The sequence below is a fragment of the Streptomyces collinus Tu 365 genome (genome assembly GCF_000444875.1).
Classification (GTDB): Bacteria; Actinomycetota; Actinomycetes; order Streptomycetales; family Streptomycetaceae; genus Streptomyces; species Streptomyces collinus_A.
In genome coordinates this window covers 5,794,770-5,808,881 of record NC_021985.1, presented here as the reverse complement: position 1 = coordinate 5,808,881, position 14,112 = coordinate 5,794,770, and the positions used below count along the sequence as shown (strand labels likewise).

At 70.8% G+C, this 14,112-nt stretch carries 15 protein-coding genes; 2 read left to right on the top strand and 13 right to left on the bottom strand.

What is annotated here, in order from left to right; all coding sequences use genetic code 11:
* Positions 1-245: 245 nt before the first annotated feature.
* Together B446_RS25350 and B446_RS25345 are read right to left on the bottom strand one after the other, a co-directional pair.
* Positions 246-569, bottom strand: a complete 324-nt coding sequence (locus B446_RS25350; protein WP_020942284.1) for an STAS domain-containing protein — start codon at positions 567-569, stop codon at positions 246-248.
* A gap of 162 nt (positions 570-731) precedes the next feature.
* Positions 732-1,580, bottom strand: coding sequence for a 3-hydroxyacyl-CoA dehydrogenase family protein (locus B446_RS25345; RefSeq protein ID WP_020942283.1), 849 nt, complete (start codon positions 1,578-1,580; stop codon positions 732-734).
* A gap of 320 nt (positions 1,581-1,900) precedes the next feature.
* On the opposite strand from B446_RS25345, the gene B446_RS25340 reads away from it, so the two are divergent.
* Positions 1,901-2,473, top strand: coding sequence for a cob(I)yrinic acid a,c-diamide adenosyltransferase (locus B446_RS25340; protein ID WP_020942282.1), 573 nt, complete (start codon positions 1,901-1,903; stop codon positions 2,471-2,473).
* A 40-nt stretch (positions 2,474-2,513) separates the two neighbouring features.
* Here B446_RS25340 and B446_RS25335 read toward each other — a convergent pair whose 3' ends face one another.
* Genes B446_RS25335 through B446_RS25320 form a run of 4 tightly spaced genes read right to left on the bottom strand, consistent with a single transcriptional unit; the run spans position 2,514 to position 5,416 of the window.
* Entirely contained in the window at positions 2,514-2,807 is a 294-nt protein-coding gene (locus B446_RS25335; RefSeq protein WP_148305751.1) for a hypothetical protein, read from the bottom strand.
* A complete protein-coding gene (locus B446_RS25330) occupies positions 2,804-3,205 on the bottom strand; it encodes a hypothetical protein (protein WP_020942280.1) in 402 nt (133 codons plus the stop codon). Before B446_RS25330 ends, B446_RS25335 begins: the two co-directional genes overlap by 4 nt.
* 55 nt (positions 3,206-3,260) lie before the next feature.
* The gene (locus B446_RS25325) at positions 3,261-4,724 is read right to left on the bottom strand and encodes a sensor histidine kinase (protein WP_020942279.1); all 1,464 of its coding nucleotides are present in this window, start codon (positions 4,722-4,724) and stop codon (positions 3,261-3,263) included.
* Positions 4,721-5,416, bottom strand: a complete 696-nt coding sequence (locus B446_RS25320) for a response regulator transcription factor (RefSeq protein ID WP_020942278.1) — start codon at positions 5,414-5,416, stop codon at positions 4,721-4,723. The genes B446_RS25325 and B446_RS25320 overlap by 4 nt, the downstream gene beginning before the upstream one ends.
* Before the next feature lie 217 nt (positions 5,417-5,633).
* On the opposite strand from B446_RS25320, the gene B446_RS25315 reads away from it, so the two are divergent.
* Positions 5,634-7,460 carry a glycoside hydrolase family 18 chitinase gene (locus B446_RS25315; RefSeq protein ID WP_020942277.1) on the top strand — a complete coding sequence of 609 codons (1,827 nt, stop codon included), beginning with the start codon at positions 5,634-5,636 and terminating at the stop codon, positions 7,458-7,460.
* Between the two features lie 96 nt (positions 7,461-7,556).
* Here the strand turns inward: B446_RS25315 and B446_RS25310 are convergent, their stop codons facing one another.
* From B446_RS25310 to B446_RS25280, 7 genes are all read right to left on the bottom strand, one after another.
* A complete protein-coding gene (locus B446_RS25310) occupies positions 7,557-8,003 on the bottom strand; it encodes a DUF2550 domain-containing protein (RefSeq protein ID WP_043476442.1) in 447 nt (148 codons plus the stop codon).
* 163 nt (positions 8,004-8,166) lie between these two features.
* Positions 8,167-8,544, bottom strand: coding sequence for a F0F1 ATP synthase subunit epsilon (locus B446_RS25305; protein ID WP_020942275.1), 378 nt, complete (start codon positions 8,542-8,544; stop codon positions 8,167-8,169).
* A gap of 111 nt (positions 8,545-8,655) precedes the next feature.
* On the bottom strand, positions 8,656-10,092 hold the full coding sequence (gene atpD, locus B446_RS25300; RefSeq protein ID WP_020942274.1) for a F0F1 ATP synthase subunit beta: 1,437 nt from the start codon (positions 10,090-10,092) through the stop codon (positions 8,656-8,658).
* On the bottom strand, positions 10,092-11,009 hold the full coding sequence (locus B446_RS25295; protein WP_020942273.1) for a F0F1 ATP synthase subunit gamma: 918 nt from the start codon (positions 11,007-11,009) through the stop codon (positions 10,092-10,094). The genes atpD and B446_RS25295 overlap by 1 nt, the downstream gene beginning before the upstream one ends.
* A gap of 21 nt (positions 11,010-11,030) precedes the next feature.
* Positions 11,031-12,623, bottom strand: a complete 1,593-nt coding sequence (atpA, locus tag B446_RS25290; protein ID WP_020942272.1) for a F0F1 ATP synthase subunit alpha — start codon at positions 12,621-12,623, stop codon at positions 11,031-11,033.
* A 126-nt stretch (positions 12,624-12,749) separates the two neighbouring features.
* Positions 12,750-13,565: a F0F1 ATP synthase subunit delta gene (locus tag B446_RS25285; protein WP_020942271.1), complete on the bottom strand. Its 816-nt coding sequence runs from the start codon at positions 13,563-13,565 to the stop codon at positions 12,750-12,752.
* Positions 13,562-14,110, bottom strand: a complete 549-nt coding sequence (locus B446_RS25280) for a F0F1 ATP synthase subunit B (protein ID WP_020942270.1) — start codon at positions 14,108-14,110, stop codon at positions 13,562-13,564. The genes B446_RS25285 and B446_RS25280 overlap by 4 nt, the downstream gene beginning before the upstream one ends.
* Positions 14,111-14,112: the final 2 nt, after the last annotated feature.

Below are 14,112 nucleotides of genomic sequence, written 5' to 3'. Positions count from 1 at the left end.
CTCATCAGGCGGCCCCTCCCGGCCTGTTGCACACCGTGCTGTCGCTTCTGGTCCGGGCCCGCTCGAGGGTTCATGAGGCTGCGGGCGACCGAACCCTAAACCTTCGCACAGTATCCACGACAGGGCGGGGTGCCGCGCGGCCCGAGACGTCACGGTCCGGTGAGGATTGCCCTCGACGTGCGGTTCGGCGGCTGCGTCCGGCTCCTGACCGACGCCCGACGCCCGGTTCACCCCCGATCGCGGCCTTACACCCGGGGCAGCGACTCCACGCCGATGCCGCCCTCGATGGCGAGGATGCGGTGCAGCCGGGTGGCCACCAGCAGGCGCTGCATCTGCGGCGGGACGCGGCGCAGCACCAGACGGCGCCCGCAGCGGCCGGCCCGCCGGTGGGCACCCATGATCACGCCGAGTCCGGTGGCGTCCCAGGAGTCCAGTTCGGACAGGTCGAGCACCAGGTCACCGACTCCGTCGTCGACGGCCGAGTGCAGGGCCGTACGGGCGTCCGCCGCGCTGCGGACGTCGAGGCGGCCCCCGACGACCAGCTCGGCGTGGTCGCCCCTGATGTACATATGCGCTCCCGTTGAGTGCGGTGTGCGTACTCCGTGTCGGTGCTCATGTTGTGCAACGTCTGACTGCTTGAGTGGCAGAGCGGTTGCTGTTTGTAAGCGAACCGATACCGAATTCACCCCCGGGAGTGATGCTCCCGGGGCGTGCGTCCGGTCGTGTACGGGTCAGTACCTGTAGAAGCCCTGCCCGCTCTTGCGCCCGATGTCACCGGCGTCCACCATCCGGCGCATCAGCTCCGGCGGGGCGAACTTCTCGTCCTGGGACTCGGTGTAGATGTTGCCGGTGGCGTGCAGCAGGATGTCGACACCGGTCAGGTCCGCCGTGGCCAGCGGGCCCATGGCGTGGCCGAAGCCCAGCTTGCAGGCGAGGTCGATGTCCTCGGCCGTGGCGACGCCGGACTCGTAGAGCTTGGTGGCCTCCACGACGAGGGCGGAGATCAGCCGGGTGGTGACGAAGCCGGCGACGTCGCGGTTGACGACGATGCAGGTCTTGCCGACCGACTCGGCGAACCGGCGGGCCGTGGCGAGGGTTTCGTCGCTCGTCTTGTAGCCGCGGACCAGCTCGACGAGCTGCATCATCGGCACCGGCGAGAAGAAGTGCACGCCGACCACCCGCTCGGGGTGCTCGGTGGCCGCCGCGATCTTGGTGATCGGGATGGCGGAGGTGTTGGAGGCGAGCACGGTGTCCTCGCGCACGATCTTGTCGAGCGCGCGGAAGATCTCGTGCTTGACCTCCAGCTTCTCGAAGACGGCCTCGACGACGAGGTCGGCGTCGGCGGCGGCGTCCAGGTCGGTGGTCGCGGTGATGCGGGCGAGGGCGGCCTCGGCGTCGTCCGCCGCGAGCCTGCCCTTGCCGACGAACTTGTCGTACGAGGCCTTGATGCCGTCGGTGCCACGCTTGAGAGCCTCGTCGGTGACGTCCCGCAGGACGACGTCCCAGCCGGCCTGCGCGGCGACCTGGGCGATGCCGGACCCCATGAGACCGGCCCCGATGACGGCGAGCTTCCCTGCCACTCCGACTCCCTGCTACGCGTTCGACGTCTGCCTCTTCGGCGGACATTAGCGCTCGCGTGGCGTCTTGAGGACGGTAAGTAATGCGTGTCACTGTCTCAGCGCGTGAGACACCCGTCACGTCCTGTGCGCCGGTCCCGGCGCTCGTCCCGACGGCCTTCCCGGCGCGTCCGCGGCCCTGCCGGCCGGGGCGTCAAACCCCCGCGATGTCAACCGGGTTGCTCCTGCGGGCGGCCTCCTCGCGCACACGCCCGCCGGCCTGCGGGAGCTCCCGCAGGCCGGCGGGCGTGTGCAGCCGGGGCGGGGGTAACTACGCTGGTCGCATGGTCAATCTGACGCGCATCTACACCAGGACCGGCGACCGGGGCACCACCGCCCTCGGGGACATGAGCCGGGTCGCCAAGACCGATCTGCGGATCTCGGCGTACGCCGACGCCAACGAGGCCAACGCGGTCCTCGGCACGGCGATCGCGCTGGGCGGTCTGGAGGCGGAGGTCGTCGAGGTCCTCACCCGCGTCCAGAACGACCTGTTCGACGTGGGCGCGGACCTCTCCACGCCGGTGGTGGAGAACCCGGAGTTCCCGCCGCTGCGGGTGGAGCAGTTCTACGTCGACCGGCTGGAGGCGGACTGCGACCGCTTCAACGAGCGGCTGGAGAAGCTGCGCTCCTTCATCCTGCCCGGTGGCACGCCCGGCGCGGCCCTGCTGCACCAGGCGTGCACGGTCGTGCGCCGCGCCGAGCGCTCCACGTGGGCGGCCCTCGAGGTGCACGGCGACCACATGAACCCGCTCACCGCGACCTACCTCAACCGGCTCTCCGACCTGCTGTTCATCCTGGCCAGGATCGCCAACAAGCAGACCGGGGACGTGCTGTGGGTGCCGGGCGGCGAGCGCTGAGGCACCCCCGCCCGGCCCCCTCCCGCCGGTCACGCCCCGCTCAGCGGTCCGTGCCGCCGGCCGCGGTACCCGCCGCGCCCGCCGGGTCACCGGTCGCGTCGTCGGCCGCGTCCCGGTCGGCCGCCGCGGCCGCGGACTCGGCCGCCTCGACCTTCCTCCGCATCTCCGCGTAGCCCGCGGACGTGCCCGCGCGGGACGTGGAGGCGGAGGCCGGGGGCGCGGCGGAGGACGGCGCCCGCGGCGCGGCCCCGTCGTGCTGCGCGCAGCCCGCGACGAGCGCGACCAGCAGCGCCGTCGCCGGCAGGGCCGCCCACCCGGCGCGCGCCCGCATCATCCGGCCGCCTTGCCGGCGCCGTTGTCCCGGCACCAGGTCCGGACGTCGTTCAGGTCCTTCTGCCGCTGCTTCAGGTTCGTCACCAGGGACTTGCGGAAGTCCAGCCGGTCCTTGAGGAAGGTGGCGATCTCGGTGTGGCCCGCCTGCTTCGCGTTGTCCACGCGCCGCTGCAGCCGGGCCACGGAGCCGCGCCGGCCGGCTCCCGCGTCCAGCCGCTTCAGGGCGCGCCCGATCCGGCGGTCGAGCTTCGGCACCCGCTTGCACAGGCCCTTGGCCCCGTCCCCGGTGGGGCCGGGCGCGGGGGTCGTGTCGGCGGCGGCCGCGGCCGTGGTGCCCGCGAGCACGGCCGCCGCGGCGAACCCTGCGAGCAGCGTGCGGGTGCCTCGTCGTGCGTTCATCCGTCTCTCCGTTCCGTTCCTGGACGGCCCTGTCGTCCGTCCGCCGGTACGCAGGCTAGGAACGGTCTTTGGGGAAACTCTGTGACCGGTTGGCCCGGGCTGTCCCGATCAGCCAGTCCCGCCGGTCGGGCGGGGTGCCGTCGCCCGAGGGGAGCCGTATCTCGAAGCAGGCGCCGGTGCCGTCCGGCGCGTCGGTCACCAGGGCGCTCCCCCGGTGCAGTGCCGCCTGCTGGGCGACGAGGGTGAGGCCGAGGCCGGAGCCGGGGCTGTGCGGGCCCCGCCGGAACCGTTCGAAGATCCGCTCGCGGGCGTCGGGCGGCACCCCGGGGCCCCGGTCGGTCACGGTGATCAGCACCTGCCCGGCCTCGGCGCGCACGCGGACCGCAACGGTGGCCCGGCCGTCCGGGTCCCGGCCGTGGGCCAGGGCGTTGGCGAGCAGGTTGTCGAGCAGCAGCCGCAGCCCGGCCTCCCAGCCGTGCACGGCGGGGCCGGGCGGCGCGTCCAGGGTGATCACGGCGTCCGGGGCGCGGCGCCTGGCCTCGGCGACGGCGGTGTCGGCGAGGTCCGCGAGGTCGACGTCGTCGAAGGCGTCCGCGTCGACCAGGTCGCCGCGGCCCAGTTCGCGCAGCATCACCAGCAGGCCGAGCAGCCGGGCGTGTTCGCGGCGCAGGTCGGTGACGATCTCGCCGCGGTCGGCGGCGGGCAGGCCGGGGTGAGTGGCGAGGATGTCGAGGTTGGTGCCGATGCTCATGAGCGGGGTGCGCAGTTCGTGCGCGGCGGCCGAGGAGAAGGAGCGGGCGGTGTCCAGGGCCTGGGCGGTGCGCGCGGCCTGTTCGTCGTAGCGGGCGAGGACGGTGCGTACGGTGGCGGCCAGTTCGTCGACCTCGCGCACCCCGGTGTGTTCCCCGGGCGGCCGGGCCGTGCTGGTGCGCGGGTCGAGTCCGGCGGTGCGCCGGGTCAGGCGGCGCAGGGGCGCGCTCGCGCCGCTGGCCAGGCCCCAGGCGAGCAGTCCGGACAGCGGGGCGGCGAGCAGCGCGGTCAGCAGGACCCGGCGCCGGACGAGCTGGAGCCGGGTGCGGTCGGCGGTGTCGGGTGCGAACACCCACAGGGTGCCGGTGGCGCGGGCGGTCCGCACGGGCCGGGCCAGGGCGCGCCAGTCGCGGCCGGCCGCGTGCACGGTCACCGGCCCGGCGGTGCGCGTCGGCAGGGGTACGGCGGGGCCGGGTTGGGGGCCGCCGCTGAAGGTCGCCCCGGGGGTGACGACGCGTACGCCGACGTCGAGGGCGGCGCTGTAGAGCTGCCGTTCGCGGGTGTCGGCCGCCTTGGGCCGGTTGTTCGCGGCGGCCCGCAGCAGGGCCCGGGCGTCGGGTGCGACGGCCGCCGCCCGCCGGCGCAGCTGCTGGTCCTCGGCGCCGCGCAGGTCCCGGGCGACGAGGTGGAGCAGCAGCCAGCCGGAGGCCAGGACCAGGAGCGGGACGGTGCAGCCGACGGCGAGGCCGATCCGGGTGGAGAGCCTCACGGGGTCTCCCGCAGGACGAAGCCGACGCCCCGCACCGTGTGGATCAGGCGGGGGTGTCCGCCGGCCTCCAGTTTGCGCCGCAAATAGCTGACGAAGGTGTCGACGGCGTCGGTGCGCACGTCGAAGTCGTAGCCCCACACGCGTTCCAGGAGCTGGTCGCGGGTTAGGACGAGTCCGGCATTGCGGGCGAGCACCTCCAGCAGTTCGAACTCGCGGCGGGTCAGCTCCAGCGGCCGTCCGGCGCGCTCGGCGGTGCGGGCGGCGGGGTCGATCACGAGGGCGGCGACGCGCAGCACCTCCCGGCCGGTGGGCGGGCGGCGGCGCAGCAGGGCCCGCAGGCGCAGCACCAGTTCCTGCAGGGCGAACGGCTTGACCAGGTAGTCGTCGCCGCCCGCCTGGAGTCCCGCGATGCGGTCGGCGGTCTCGTCGAGCGCGGAGAGCATCAGCACGGGCAGGTCCCGGCCCTCGTCCCGGAGCCGGGTGCACACCTCGATGCCGCTCATGCCGGGCATCGACACGTCGAGCACGAGGACGTCGGGGGCCGCGTCCCGGACGGCGGCCAGGGCCCCGGAGCCGCTGTCGGCGGTGCGGACCTCGAAGCCGCTGAGCCTGAGCCCTCGGTCCAGTGAGCGCCGGATGGCCTCGTCGTCGTCCACGACCAGAACGGCCCCGGGGCGTGTCGCCTCGCTCATGTGTCCTCCCTGGCTCGTCGCCCGGCCAGGGTACGGCCGCGGCCTGGGACGGCGTCCAAAAAGGTGCCCCGACGCGGGAGTTGGCGATCAAGACGGCCGAACAGGCAAGTGGTCCAGACCTATTGACCTGTGGTCCAGACCTTTCTATTCTCGCGGCACCGTGGGCGTGAAGGCTCAGTCATGCCCCTGACACCCCCGATGAAGAGGGAGGCGCAGCATGCGCTTCAGACACAGAGCCGCGGCAGGGTTCGCGACCCTGTTGCTCCCCCTGGCCGGCCTGGTCGGTCTCGCGAGCCCCGCCCAGGCCGCGACCAACGCCACCGCGAGCTTCGCCAAGACCAGCGACTGGGGAACCGGCTTCGGCGGTCAGTGGACCATCAAGAACACCGGTACCAGCAGCATCGGTTCCTGGACCGTCGAGTGGGACTTCCCGTCCGGCACCTCCGTGACCTCCGCGTGGGACGCGGACGTCACGAACTCCGGCACCCACTGGACCGCCAAGAACAAGTCCTACAACGGCACCCTCGCCCCCGGCGCCTCCGTCTCCTTCGGCTTCAACGGCGCGGGCCCCGGCTCGCCGTCCAACTGCAAGCTGAACGGCGACAGCTGCGACGGGACGACGGTCCCGGGCGACGCGGCACCCTCCGCGCCCGGCACCCCGACCGCCTCCGGCATCACCGACACCTCGGTGAAGCTGAACTGGAGCGCGGCCACCGACGACAAGGGCGTCAAGAACTACGACGTGCTGCGCGACGGCAGCAAGGTCGCCACGGTCACCGGCACGTCCTACACGGACTCGGGGCTGACCGCCGGCACCGACTACTCCTACACGGTGCAGGCCCGCGACACCGCCGACCAGACCGGTCCGGTCAGTGGCGCGGTCAAGGTGCACACCACCGGTGGCGGCACCACTCCCCCGCCCACCGGCGGTGACAAGGTCAAGCTCGGCTACTTCACCGAGTGGGGCATCTACGGCCGGAACTACAACGTCAAGAACCTGGTGACGTCCGGCTCCGCCGCGAAGATCACCCACATCAACTACGCCTTCGGCAACGTCACCAACGGCCAGTGCGCCATCGGCGACTCCTACGCCGACTACGACAAGGCGTTCACCGCGGACCAGTCGGTCAGCGGCGTGGCCGACACCTGGGACCAGCCGCTGCGCGGCAACTTCAACCAGCTGCGCGAGCTGAAGGCCAAGTACCCCAACCTCAAGGTCATCTGGTCCTTCGGCGGCTGGACCTGGTCCGGCGGCTTCGCGCAGGCGGCGGCCAACCCGACCGCCTTCGCCCAGTCCTGCTACAACCTGGTCGAGGACCCGCGCTGGGCCGACGTGTTCGACGGCATCGACATCGACTGGGAGTACCCGAACGCCTGCGGTCTGTCCTGTGACACCAGCGGTGCGGCCGCGTTCAAGAACGTGATGTCGGCGCTGCGCGCCAAGTTCGGCTCCAAGGCCCTGGTCACCGCCGCGGTCACCGCCGATGGCTCGGCCGGCGGCAAGATCGAGGCCGCGGACTACGCGGGCGCCGCCCAGTCCGTCGACTGGTACAACGTGATGACGTACGACTTCTTCGGCGCCTGGGACGCCAAGGGCCCGACGGCCCCGCACTCCCCGCTCACCTCGTACTCCGGCATCCCGAAGGACGGCTTCACCACCGCCGACGCGATGGCCAAGTACAAGGCGGCCGGCGTTCCCGCGAGCAAGCTGCTCATCGGCATCGGCTTCTACGGCCGCGGCTGGACCGGCGTCACCCAGGACGCCCCCGGCGGCACCGCCACCGGACCGGCCGCGGGCACCTACGAGCAGGGCATCGAGGACTACAAGGTGCTCAAGACGTCCTGCCCGGCCAACGGCACCGTCGCGGGCACGGCCTACGCGCACTGCGGCAGCAACTGGTGGTCGTACGACACCCCCGCCACCATCGCCTCCAAGATGACCTGGGCCAAGAACCAGGGCCTGGGCGGCGCGTTCTTCTGGGAGTTCAGCGGTGACACCAGCAACGGTGAGCTGGTGAGCGCCATCAACAGCGGACTGAGCTAGCCGGTCCCGCAGTACGACCGCCGCGGGCGGGCCCCAAGGGCCCGCCCGCGGTTCGTTTCCGTCGTCCTGACGCCGCTTTCCGTCGTTCCGACGCCGCTACGCCACGTTCACCCGCTGGCCGGGCGGAGCCGCCTCCAGCCACGCGAGGAAACCGGTCAGCGCGTCCTCGCTCATCGCGAGCTCCAGCCGCGTGCCCCGGTGGGTGCAGGCGAGGACCACCGCGTCGGAGAGCAGCGCCAGCTCCTCCTCGCCCTCGGGGAGCCGGCGGCCGGCCACCTCGATCGCCGCGCGCTCCAGGGTGCGGCGCGGGCGCAGCGCGTAGGAGAAGACGCGGTACCACTCGATGCGGTCGCCGTTGTAGCGGGCGACGCCGTAGCTCCAGCCCTTGCCGCCCGAGTCCGGCTTCTCGGCCACGTCCCAGCGCAGGGAGCAGTCGAAGGTGCCGCCGGACCGCTGGATCAGCCTGCGCCGCAGCCCGAACAGGAACAGCCCCACCACCACGAGCGCGATCACGATCCCGCACACAGTCAGAGCGAGGACCATCGGCACCGACCTCCTCGTCTCCCAGGTAGTGGAACCACGTTCGAACTAGCCTCGAACTAGGTAATGGAACGGAAAAGACACCCACATTCGCCACAGCCGCGGTCGGCACCGGATTGCTCCGGGCCGACCGCGGCTGAGTGACATCATCACACGGCGCGGTGGATCAACGCGCCGCCGTCGCCGCCCGCAGGCGGACATCGGCCCGGCGCTGGGCCTCCGCGTCGTCCTCCGCCTTCGCGCGTTCCAGCTCGCGCTCGGTGCGCTGGACATCGATCTCGTCCGACAGCTCGGCGACCTCGGCCAGCAGGGACAGCTTGTTGTCCGCGAACGAGATGAAACCGCCGTGCACCGCGGCGACGACCGTTCCACCTTCACTCGTACGGATGGTCACCGGGCCCGACTCCAGCACACCGAGCAGCGGCTGGTGACCGGGCATGACGCCGATGTCGCCGGACGTGGTGCGCGCGACGACCAGGGTGGCCTCTCCGGACCAGACCTGGCGGTCGGCGGCGACCAGCTCGACGTGCAGCTCAGCAGCCAAGGTTGGCTCCTCGGGTCACCACCCGGCGGGGGTGCCGGGTGTTGGGGTCAATTCTAGTAGGCGTGGCAGAGGGGGCGGGACGCGCCCGCCCCCTCACCGAGAGCACGGGGCTCAGGAGACGCCCAGCTCCTTGGCGTTGGCCTTCAGGTCCTCGATGCCACCGCACATGAAGAACGCCTGCTCGGGGAAGTGGTCGTACTCACCGTCGCAGATCGCGTTGAACGCGGCGATCGACTCCTCGAGCGGCACGTCCGAGCCGTCCACGCCGGTGAACTGCTTGGCGACGTGGGTGTTCTGGGACAGGAAGCGCTCCACGCGACGGGCACGGTGGACGACGAGCTTGTCCTCCTCGCCGAGCTCGTCGATACCGAGGATCGCGATGATGTCCTGCAGGTCCTTGTACTTCTGCAGGATGTTCTTCACGCGCATGGCCGCGTTGTAGTGGTCCGCGGCGATGTACCGCGGGTCCAGGATCCGGGACGTCGAGTCCAGCGGGTCCACGGCCGGGTAGATGCCCTTCTCCGAGATCGGACGGGAGAGCACCGTCGTCGCGTCGAGGTGGGCGAAGGTGGTGGCCGGGGCCGGGTCGGTCAGGTCGTCGGCGGGGACGTAGATCGCCTGCATCGAGGTGATCGAGTGACCGCGGGTCGACGTGATGCGCTCCTGGAGGAGACCCATCTCGTCGGCCAGGTTCGGCTGGTAGCCCACCGCGGACGGCATACGGCCGAGCAGCGTGGAGACCTCGGAACCGGCCTGCGTGAAGCGGAAGATGTTGTCGATGAAGAACAGCACGTCCTGCTTCTGGACGTCGCGGAAGTACTCGGCCATGGTGAGGCCGGCCAGCGCGACGCGCAGACGGGTGCCCGGGGGCTCGTCCATCTGACCGAAGACCAGGGCGGTCTTGTCGATGACGCCCGAGTCGGCCATCTCCTCGATCAGGTCGTTGCCCTCACGGGTGCGCTCACCGACACCGGCGAACACGGAGACACCGTCGTGGTTGTTGGCGACACGGTAGATCATCTCCTGGATGAGCACCGTCTTGCCGACGCCGGCACCGCCGAACAGACCGATCTTGCCGCCCTTGACGTACGGGGTCAGCAGGTCGATGACCTTGACGCCGGTCTCGAACATCTCGGTCTTCGACTCGAGCTCGTCGAAGTTCGGCGCCTTGCGGTGGATGGACCAGCGCTCGCCCTCGTACTGCTCGTCGACGTTCAGCACCTCACCGAGGGTGTTGAACACCTTGCCCTTGGTGAAGTCGCCGACCGGGACGGTGATGCCGTCGCCGGTGTCGGTCACGGCGGCCTGGCGGACCAGACCGTCGGTGGGCTGCATGGAGATGGTGCGGACCAGGCCGTCACCCAGGTGCTGCGCGACCTCGAGGGTCAGCGTCTTCTTCTCGCCGGCGTTGGCCGGGTCGGCCACCTCGACGTGAAGGGCGTTGTAGATGTCCGGCATCGCGTCGACGGGGAACTCCACGTCGACGACCGGGCCGATGACCCGGGCGACGCGGCCCGTAGCCGTCGCGGTCTCAACAGTGGTGGTCATTATCGGTCACTCCCCGCGGTCGCGTCGGCCAGGGCGCTGGCGCCACCGACGATCTCGCTGATTTCCTGGGTGATTTCGGCCTGGCGGGCCGCGTTGGCAAGACGGGAGAGCGTGTTGATCAGCTCGCCCGCGTTGTCGGTGGCCGACTTCATCGCGCGCCGCGTGGCGGCGTGCTTCGAAGCGGCCGACTGGAGCAGCGCGTTGTAGATCCGGCTCTCCACGTAGCGGGGCAGCAGGGCGTCGAGGACGTCCTCCGCCGACGGCTCGAAGTCGTAGAGCGGAAGGATCTCGCCCTGCGGCTTCGCCTCCTTCGCGACCTCGTCGAGGCGCAGCGGAAGCAGCCGGGCGTCGAGCGCCGTCTGCGTCATCATCGAGACGAACTCGGTGTAGACGATGTGGAGCTCGTCCACGCCGCCCTCGTCCGTGTCCTTCTCGATGGCCTCGATCAGGGGCGCCGCGACCTTCTTGGCGTCCGCGTACGTGGGTTCGTCGGTGAAGCCCGTGAACGTCTCCGCGATCTTGCGCTCACGGAAGTTGTAGTGGGCGACACCACGGCGGCCGACGATGTACGTGTCCACCTGCTTGCCCTCGCGCTCCAGGCGCTCGGTCAGCTGCTCCGCCGCCTTGATGGCGTTGGAGTTGAAGGCACCGGCCAGACCGCGGTCGCTCGTGAGGAGCAGGACCGCGGCACGGGCCGGGTTCTCCGCCTCCGTGGTGAGCGGGTGCTTGGTGTTCGAACCCGTACCGACCGCCGTGACCGCGCGGGTCAGTTCCTGCGCGTACGGCGTGGAGGCCGCCACCTTGCGCTGTGCCTTGACGACACGCGAGGCGGCGATCATCTCCATCGCCTTGGTGATCTTCTTGGTCGCGCTGACGGATCGGATGCGACGCTTGTAGACCCGGAGCTGGGCTCCCATGAGTCAGGTCCCTTCCTTACGTCACTTGGAGGCAGCGGCAGGAGTGTCCTCGCCGAGCAGCTTGCCGTCCGAGGTCTCGAACTGCTTCTTGAACTCCGCCACCGCGTCGTCGATCGCCTGGATAGTGTCGTTCGACATCTTGGCGCCCTCGCGGATGGAGGTGAGCAGACCGGCCTCCTTGCGGTGGAGGTAATCCAGCAGCTCGCGCTCGAAGCGGCGGATGTCGGCGACCGGGACGTCGTCCATGCGGCCGTTGGTGCCGGCCCACACGGAGACGACCTGGTCCTCGGTGGACATCGGCTGGTACTGGTCCTGCTTCAGCAGCTCGACCATGCGCTGGCCGCGCTCCAGCTGCTGCTTCGAGGCCGCGTCCAGGTCGGAACCGAAGGCGGCGAACGCCTCCAGCTCGCGGAACTGGGCGAGGTCGACGCGCAGCCGGCCGGAGACCTGGCGCATCGCCTTGTGCTGCGCGGAACCACCGACTCGGGAGACGGAGATACCGACGTTCAGCGCGGGACGCTGACCGGCGTTGAACAGGTCCGACTCCAGGAAGCACTGGCCGTCGGTGATGGAGATGACGTTGGTCGGGATGAACGCCGAGACGTCGTTGGCCTTGGTCTCGACGATCGGCAGACCGGTCATCGAGCCGGCGCCCATGTCGTCGGAGAGCTTGGCGCAGCGCTCCAGCAGACGGGAGTGCAGGTAGAAGACGTCACCCGGGTAGGCCTCACGGCCCGGCGGGCGGCGCAGCAGCAGCGACACGGCACGGTAGGCGTCGGCCTGCTTCGACAGGTCGTCGAAGATGATGAGGACGTGCTTGCCCTCGTACATCCACTGCTGACCGATGGCCGAACCGGTGTACGGCGCCAGGTACTTGAAGCCGGCCGGGTCGGACGCCGGAGCGGCGACGATGGTCGTGTACTCCAGGGCGCCGTTCTCCTCCAGCGCGCGGCGCACGCCGGCGATGGTGGAGCCCTTCTGGCCGATGGCGACGTAGATGCAGCGGACCTGCTTCTTCGGGTCGCCGGTGCGCCAGTTGTCGCGCTGGTTGATGATCGTGTCGACGGCCAGGGCGGTCTTGCCGGTCTGGCGGTCACCGATGATCAGCTGACGCTGACCACGGCCGATCGGGGTCATCGCGTCGACGGCCTTGTAGCCCGTCTCCATCGGCTCGTGCACCGACTTGCGCTGCATGACCGTGGGGGCCTGCAGCTCGAGCGCGCGGCGGCCGGACGTCTCGATCTCGCCGAGGCCGTCGATCGGGTTGCCGAGCGGGTCGACGACGCGGCCGAGGTAGCCCTCGCCGACCGCGACGGAGAGGACCTCACCGGTACGGGTGACCGGCTGACCCTCCTCGATGCCGCTGAACTCACCGAGGACGACGGCACCGATCTCGCGCTCTTCCAGGTTCAGCGCGAGACCGAGGGAGCCGTCCTCGAACTTCAGCAGCTCGTTCGCCATGGCCGAGGGCAGACCCTCGATCTTGGCGATACCGTCGCCGGCGACGGTGACCGTACCGACCTCCTCGCGCGAGGCCGCGTCCGGCTTGTACGACTGGACAAAGTTCTCCAGCGCGTCCCGGATCTCCTCCGGCCGGATCGTGAGCTCCGCCATCTGGGTTCCCTGCTCTCCTTGTTGGGCCCGAAGTTTCACTTTGGGGGGATGGGGACTCCCCCCTGAACGAGGTGAATCCTCTGCACGGCCCAACCAGGGCCGTATGTACGTTCTTTTGTGTTGCTGCTAGCTCGCCATGCGGCGGGCGGCGTCGTCCAGCCGGTCCGCGAGGGAGCCGTTGATGACCTCGTCGCCGACCTGCACCCGGATCCCGCCGATGACGTCGGGGTCCACGTCCAGGTTGAGGTGCATCCGGCGGCCGTAGAGCTTCGCCAGGGCATCGCCCAGACGACGCTTCTGCGGGTCGCTCAGCGGCACCGCGGAGGTGACGGTCGCCACCAGGCGGTCCCGGCGCTCGGCGGCGAGCTTGGACAGGGACTCCAGTCCCGCTTCCAGGCTACGTCCACGCGGCGCGGTGACGAGGCGGACCACCAGGCGCTCGGTGACGGGCTTGGCCCGGCCGCCGAGGAGGCGGTGCAGCAGCTCGACCTTGGCGGAGCTGCTCGCCGCGCGGTCGGTCAGCGCGGCCCGCAGCCCGGTGTTGGAGGAGACGATCCGGCCGAACCGGAACAGCTCGTCCTCGACGTCGTCGAGCGTGCCGGTCTTCTCCGCGACGGTGAGGTCGGCGATGTTCGCCAGCTCCTCCAGCGCGTCCACCAGGTCGCGGGGCTGCGACCAGCGGGAGCGGGCCAGGCCGGACACCAGGTCGGCGGCGGCGCCGCTCACCTGGCCGCCGATCAGGCGCTGCACCAGCTGGGCCTTGGCCTCTCCGGACTGCGCCGGGTCGGTGAGGACCCGGCGCAGGCCGGCCTCGCGGTCGAGCAGCGCGGTGACGGCCGCCAGCTCGTCGGCGAGCGTGCTCGCGTCGACGGACGTGGAGTCCGTCAGCGCGTCGAGACGCTCGCGCGCGGCTGCCAGGGCCTCGCGGCTCGCTCCGTTCATCGGGCGGCCTCGGCCTTCTCCTCGAGCTCGTCGAGGAAGCGGTCGATCACACGGCTCTGGCGGGCGTGGTCCTCGAGGGACTCGCCGACGAGCTTGCCGGCCAGGTCGGTGGCGAGCTTGCCGACGTCCTGGCGGAGCGCGCCCGCGGCGGCCTTGCGGTCGGCCTCGATCTGGGCGTGACCGGCGGCGACGATCTCCTCGCGCTGCCGCTGGCCCTCGGCCCGCATCTCGGCGATGAGGGTGGCACCCTGCTCCTGCGCCTCCTGGCGCAGACGCGCGGCCTCGTGCCGGGCCTCGGCGAGCTGTGCCTTGTACTGCTCAAGGACGCTCTGGGCCTCGACCTTCATGGCGTCGGCCTCTTCGATACCGCCTTCGATCGCCGCGCGACGCTCCTCCAGAACCTTGTTGATGTTCGGAAGCAGCTTCTTCCAGAAGAAGAAGAACACGATGGCGAAGGCGATGGTGCCGACGAGCAGCTCGGGGCCGGCCGGGATGAGCGGGTTCTGCTCCTTCTCGGCCGCCAGCTGTACCAGGTTGGCGATCACAT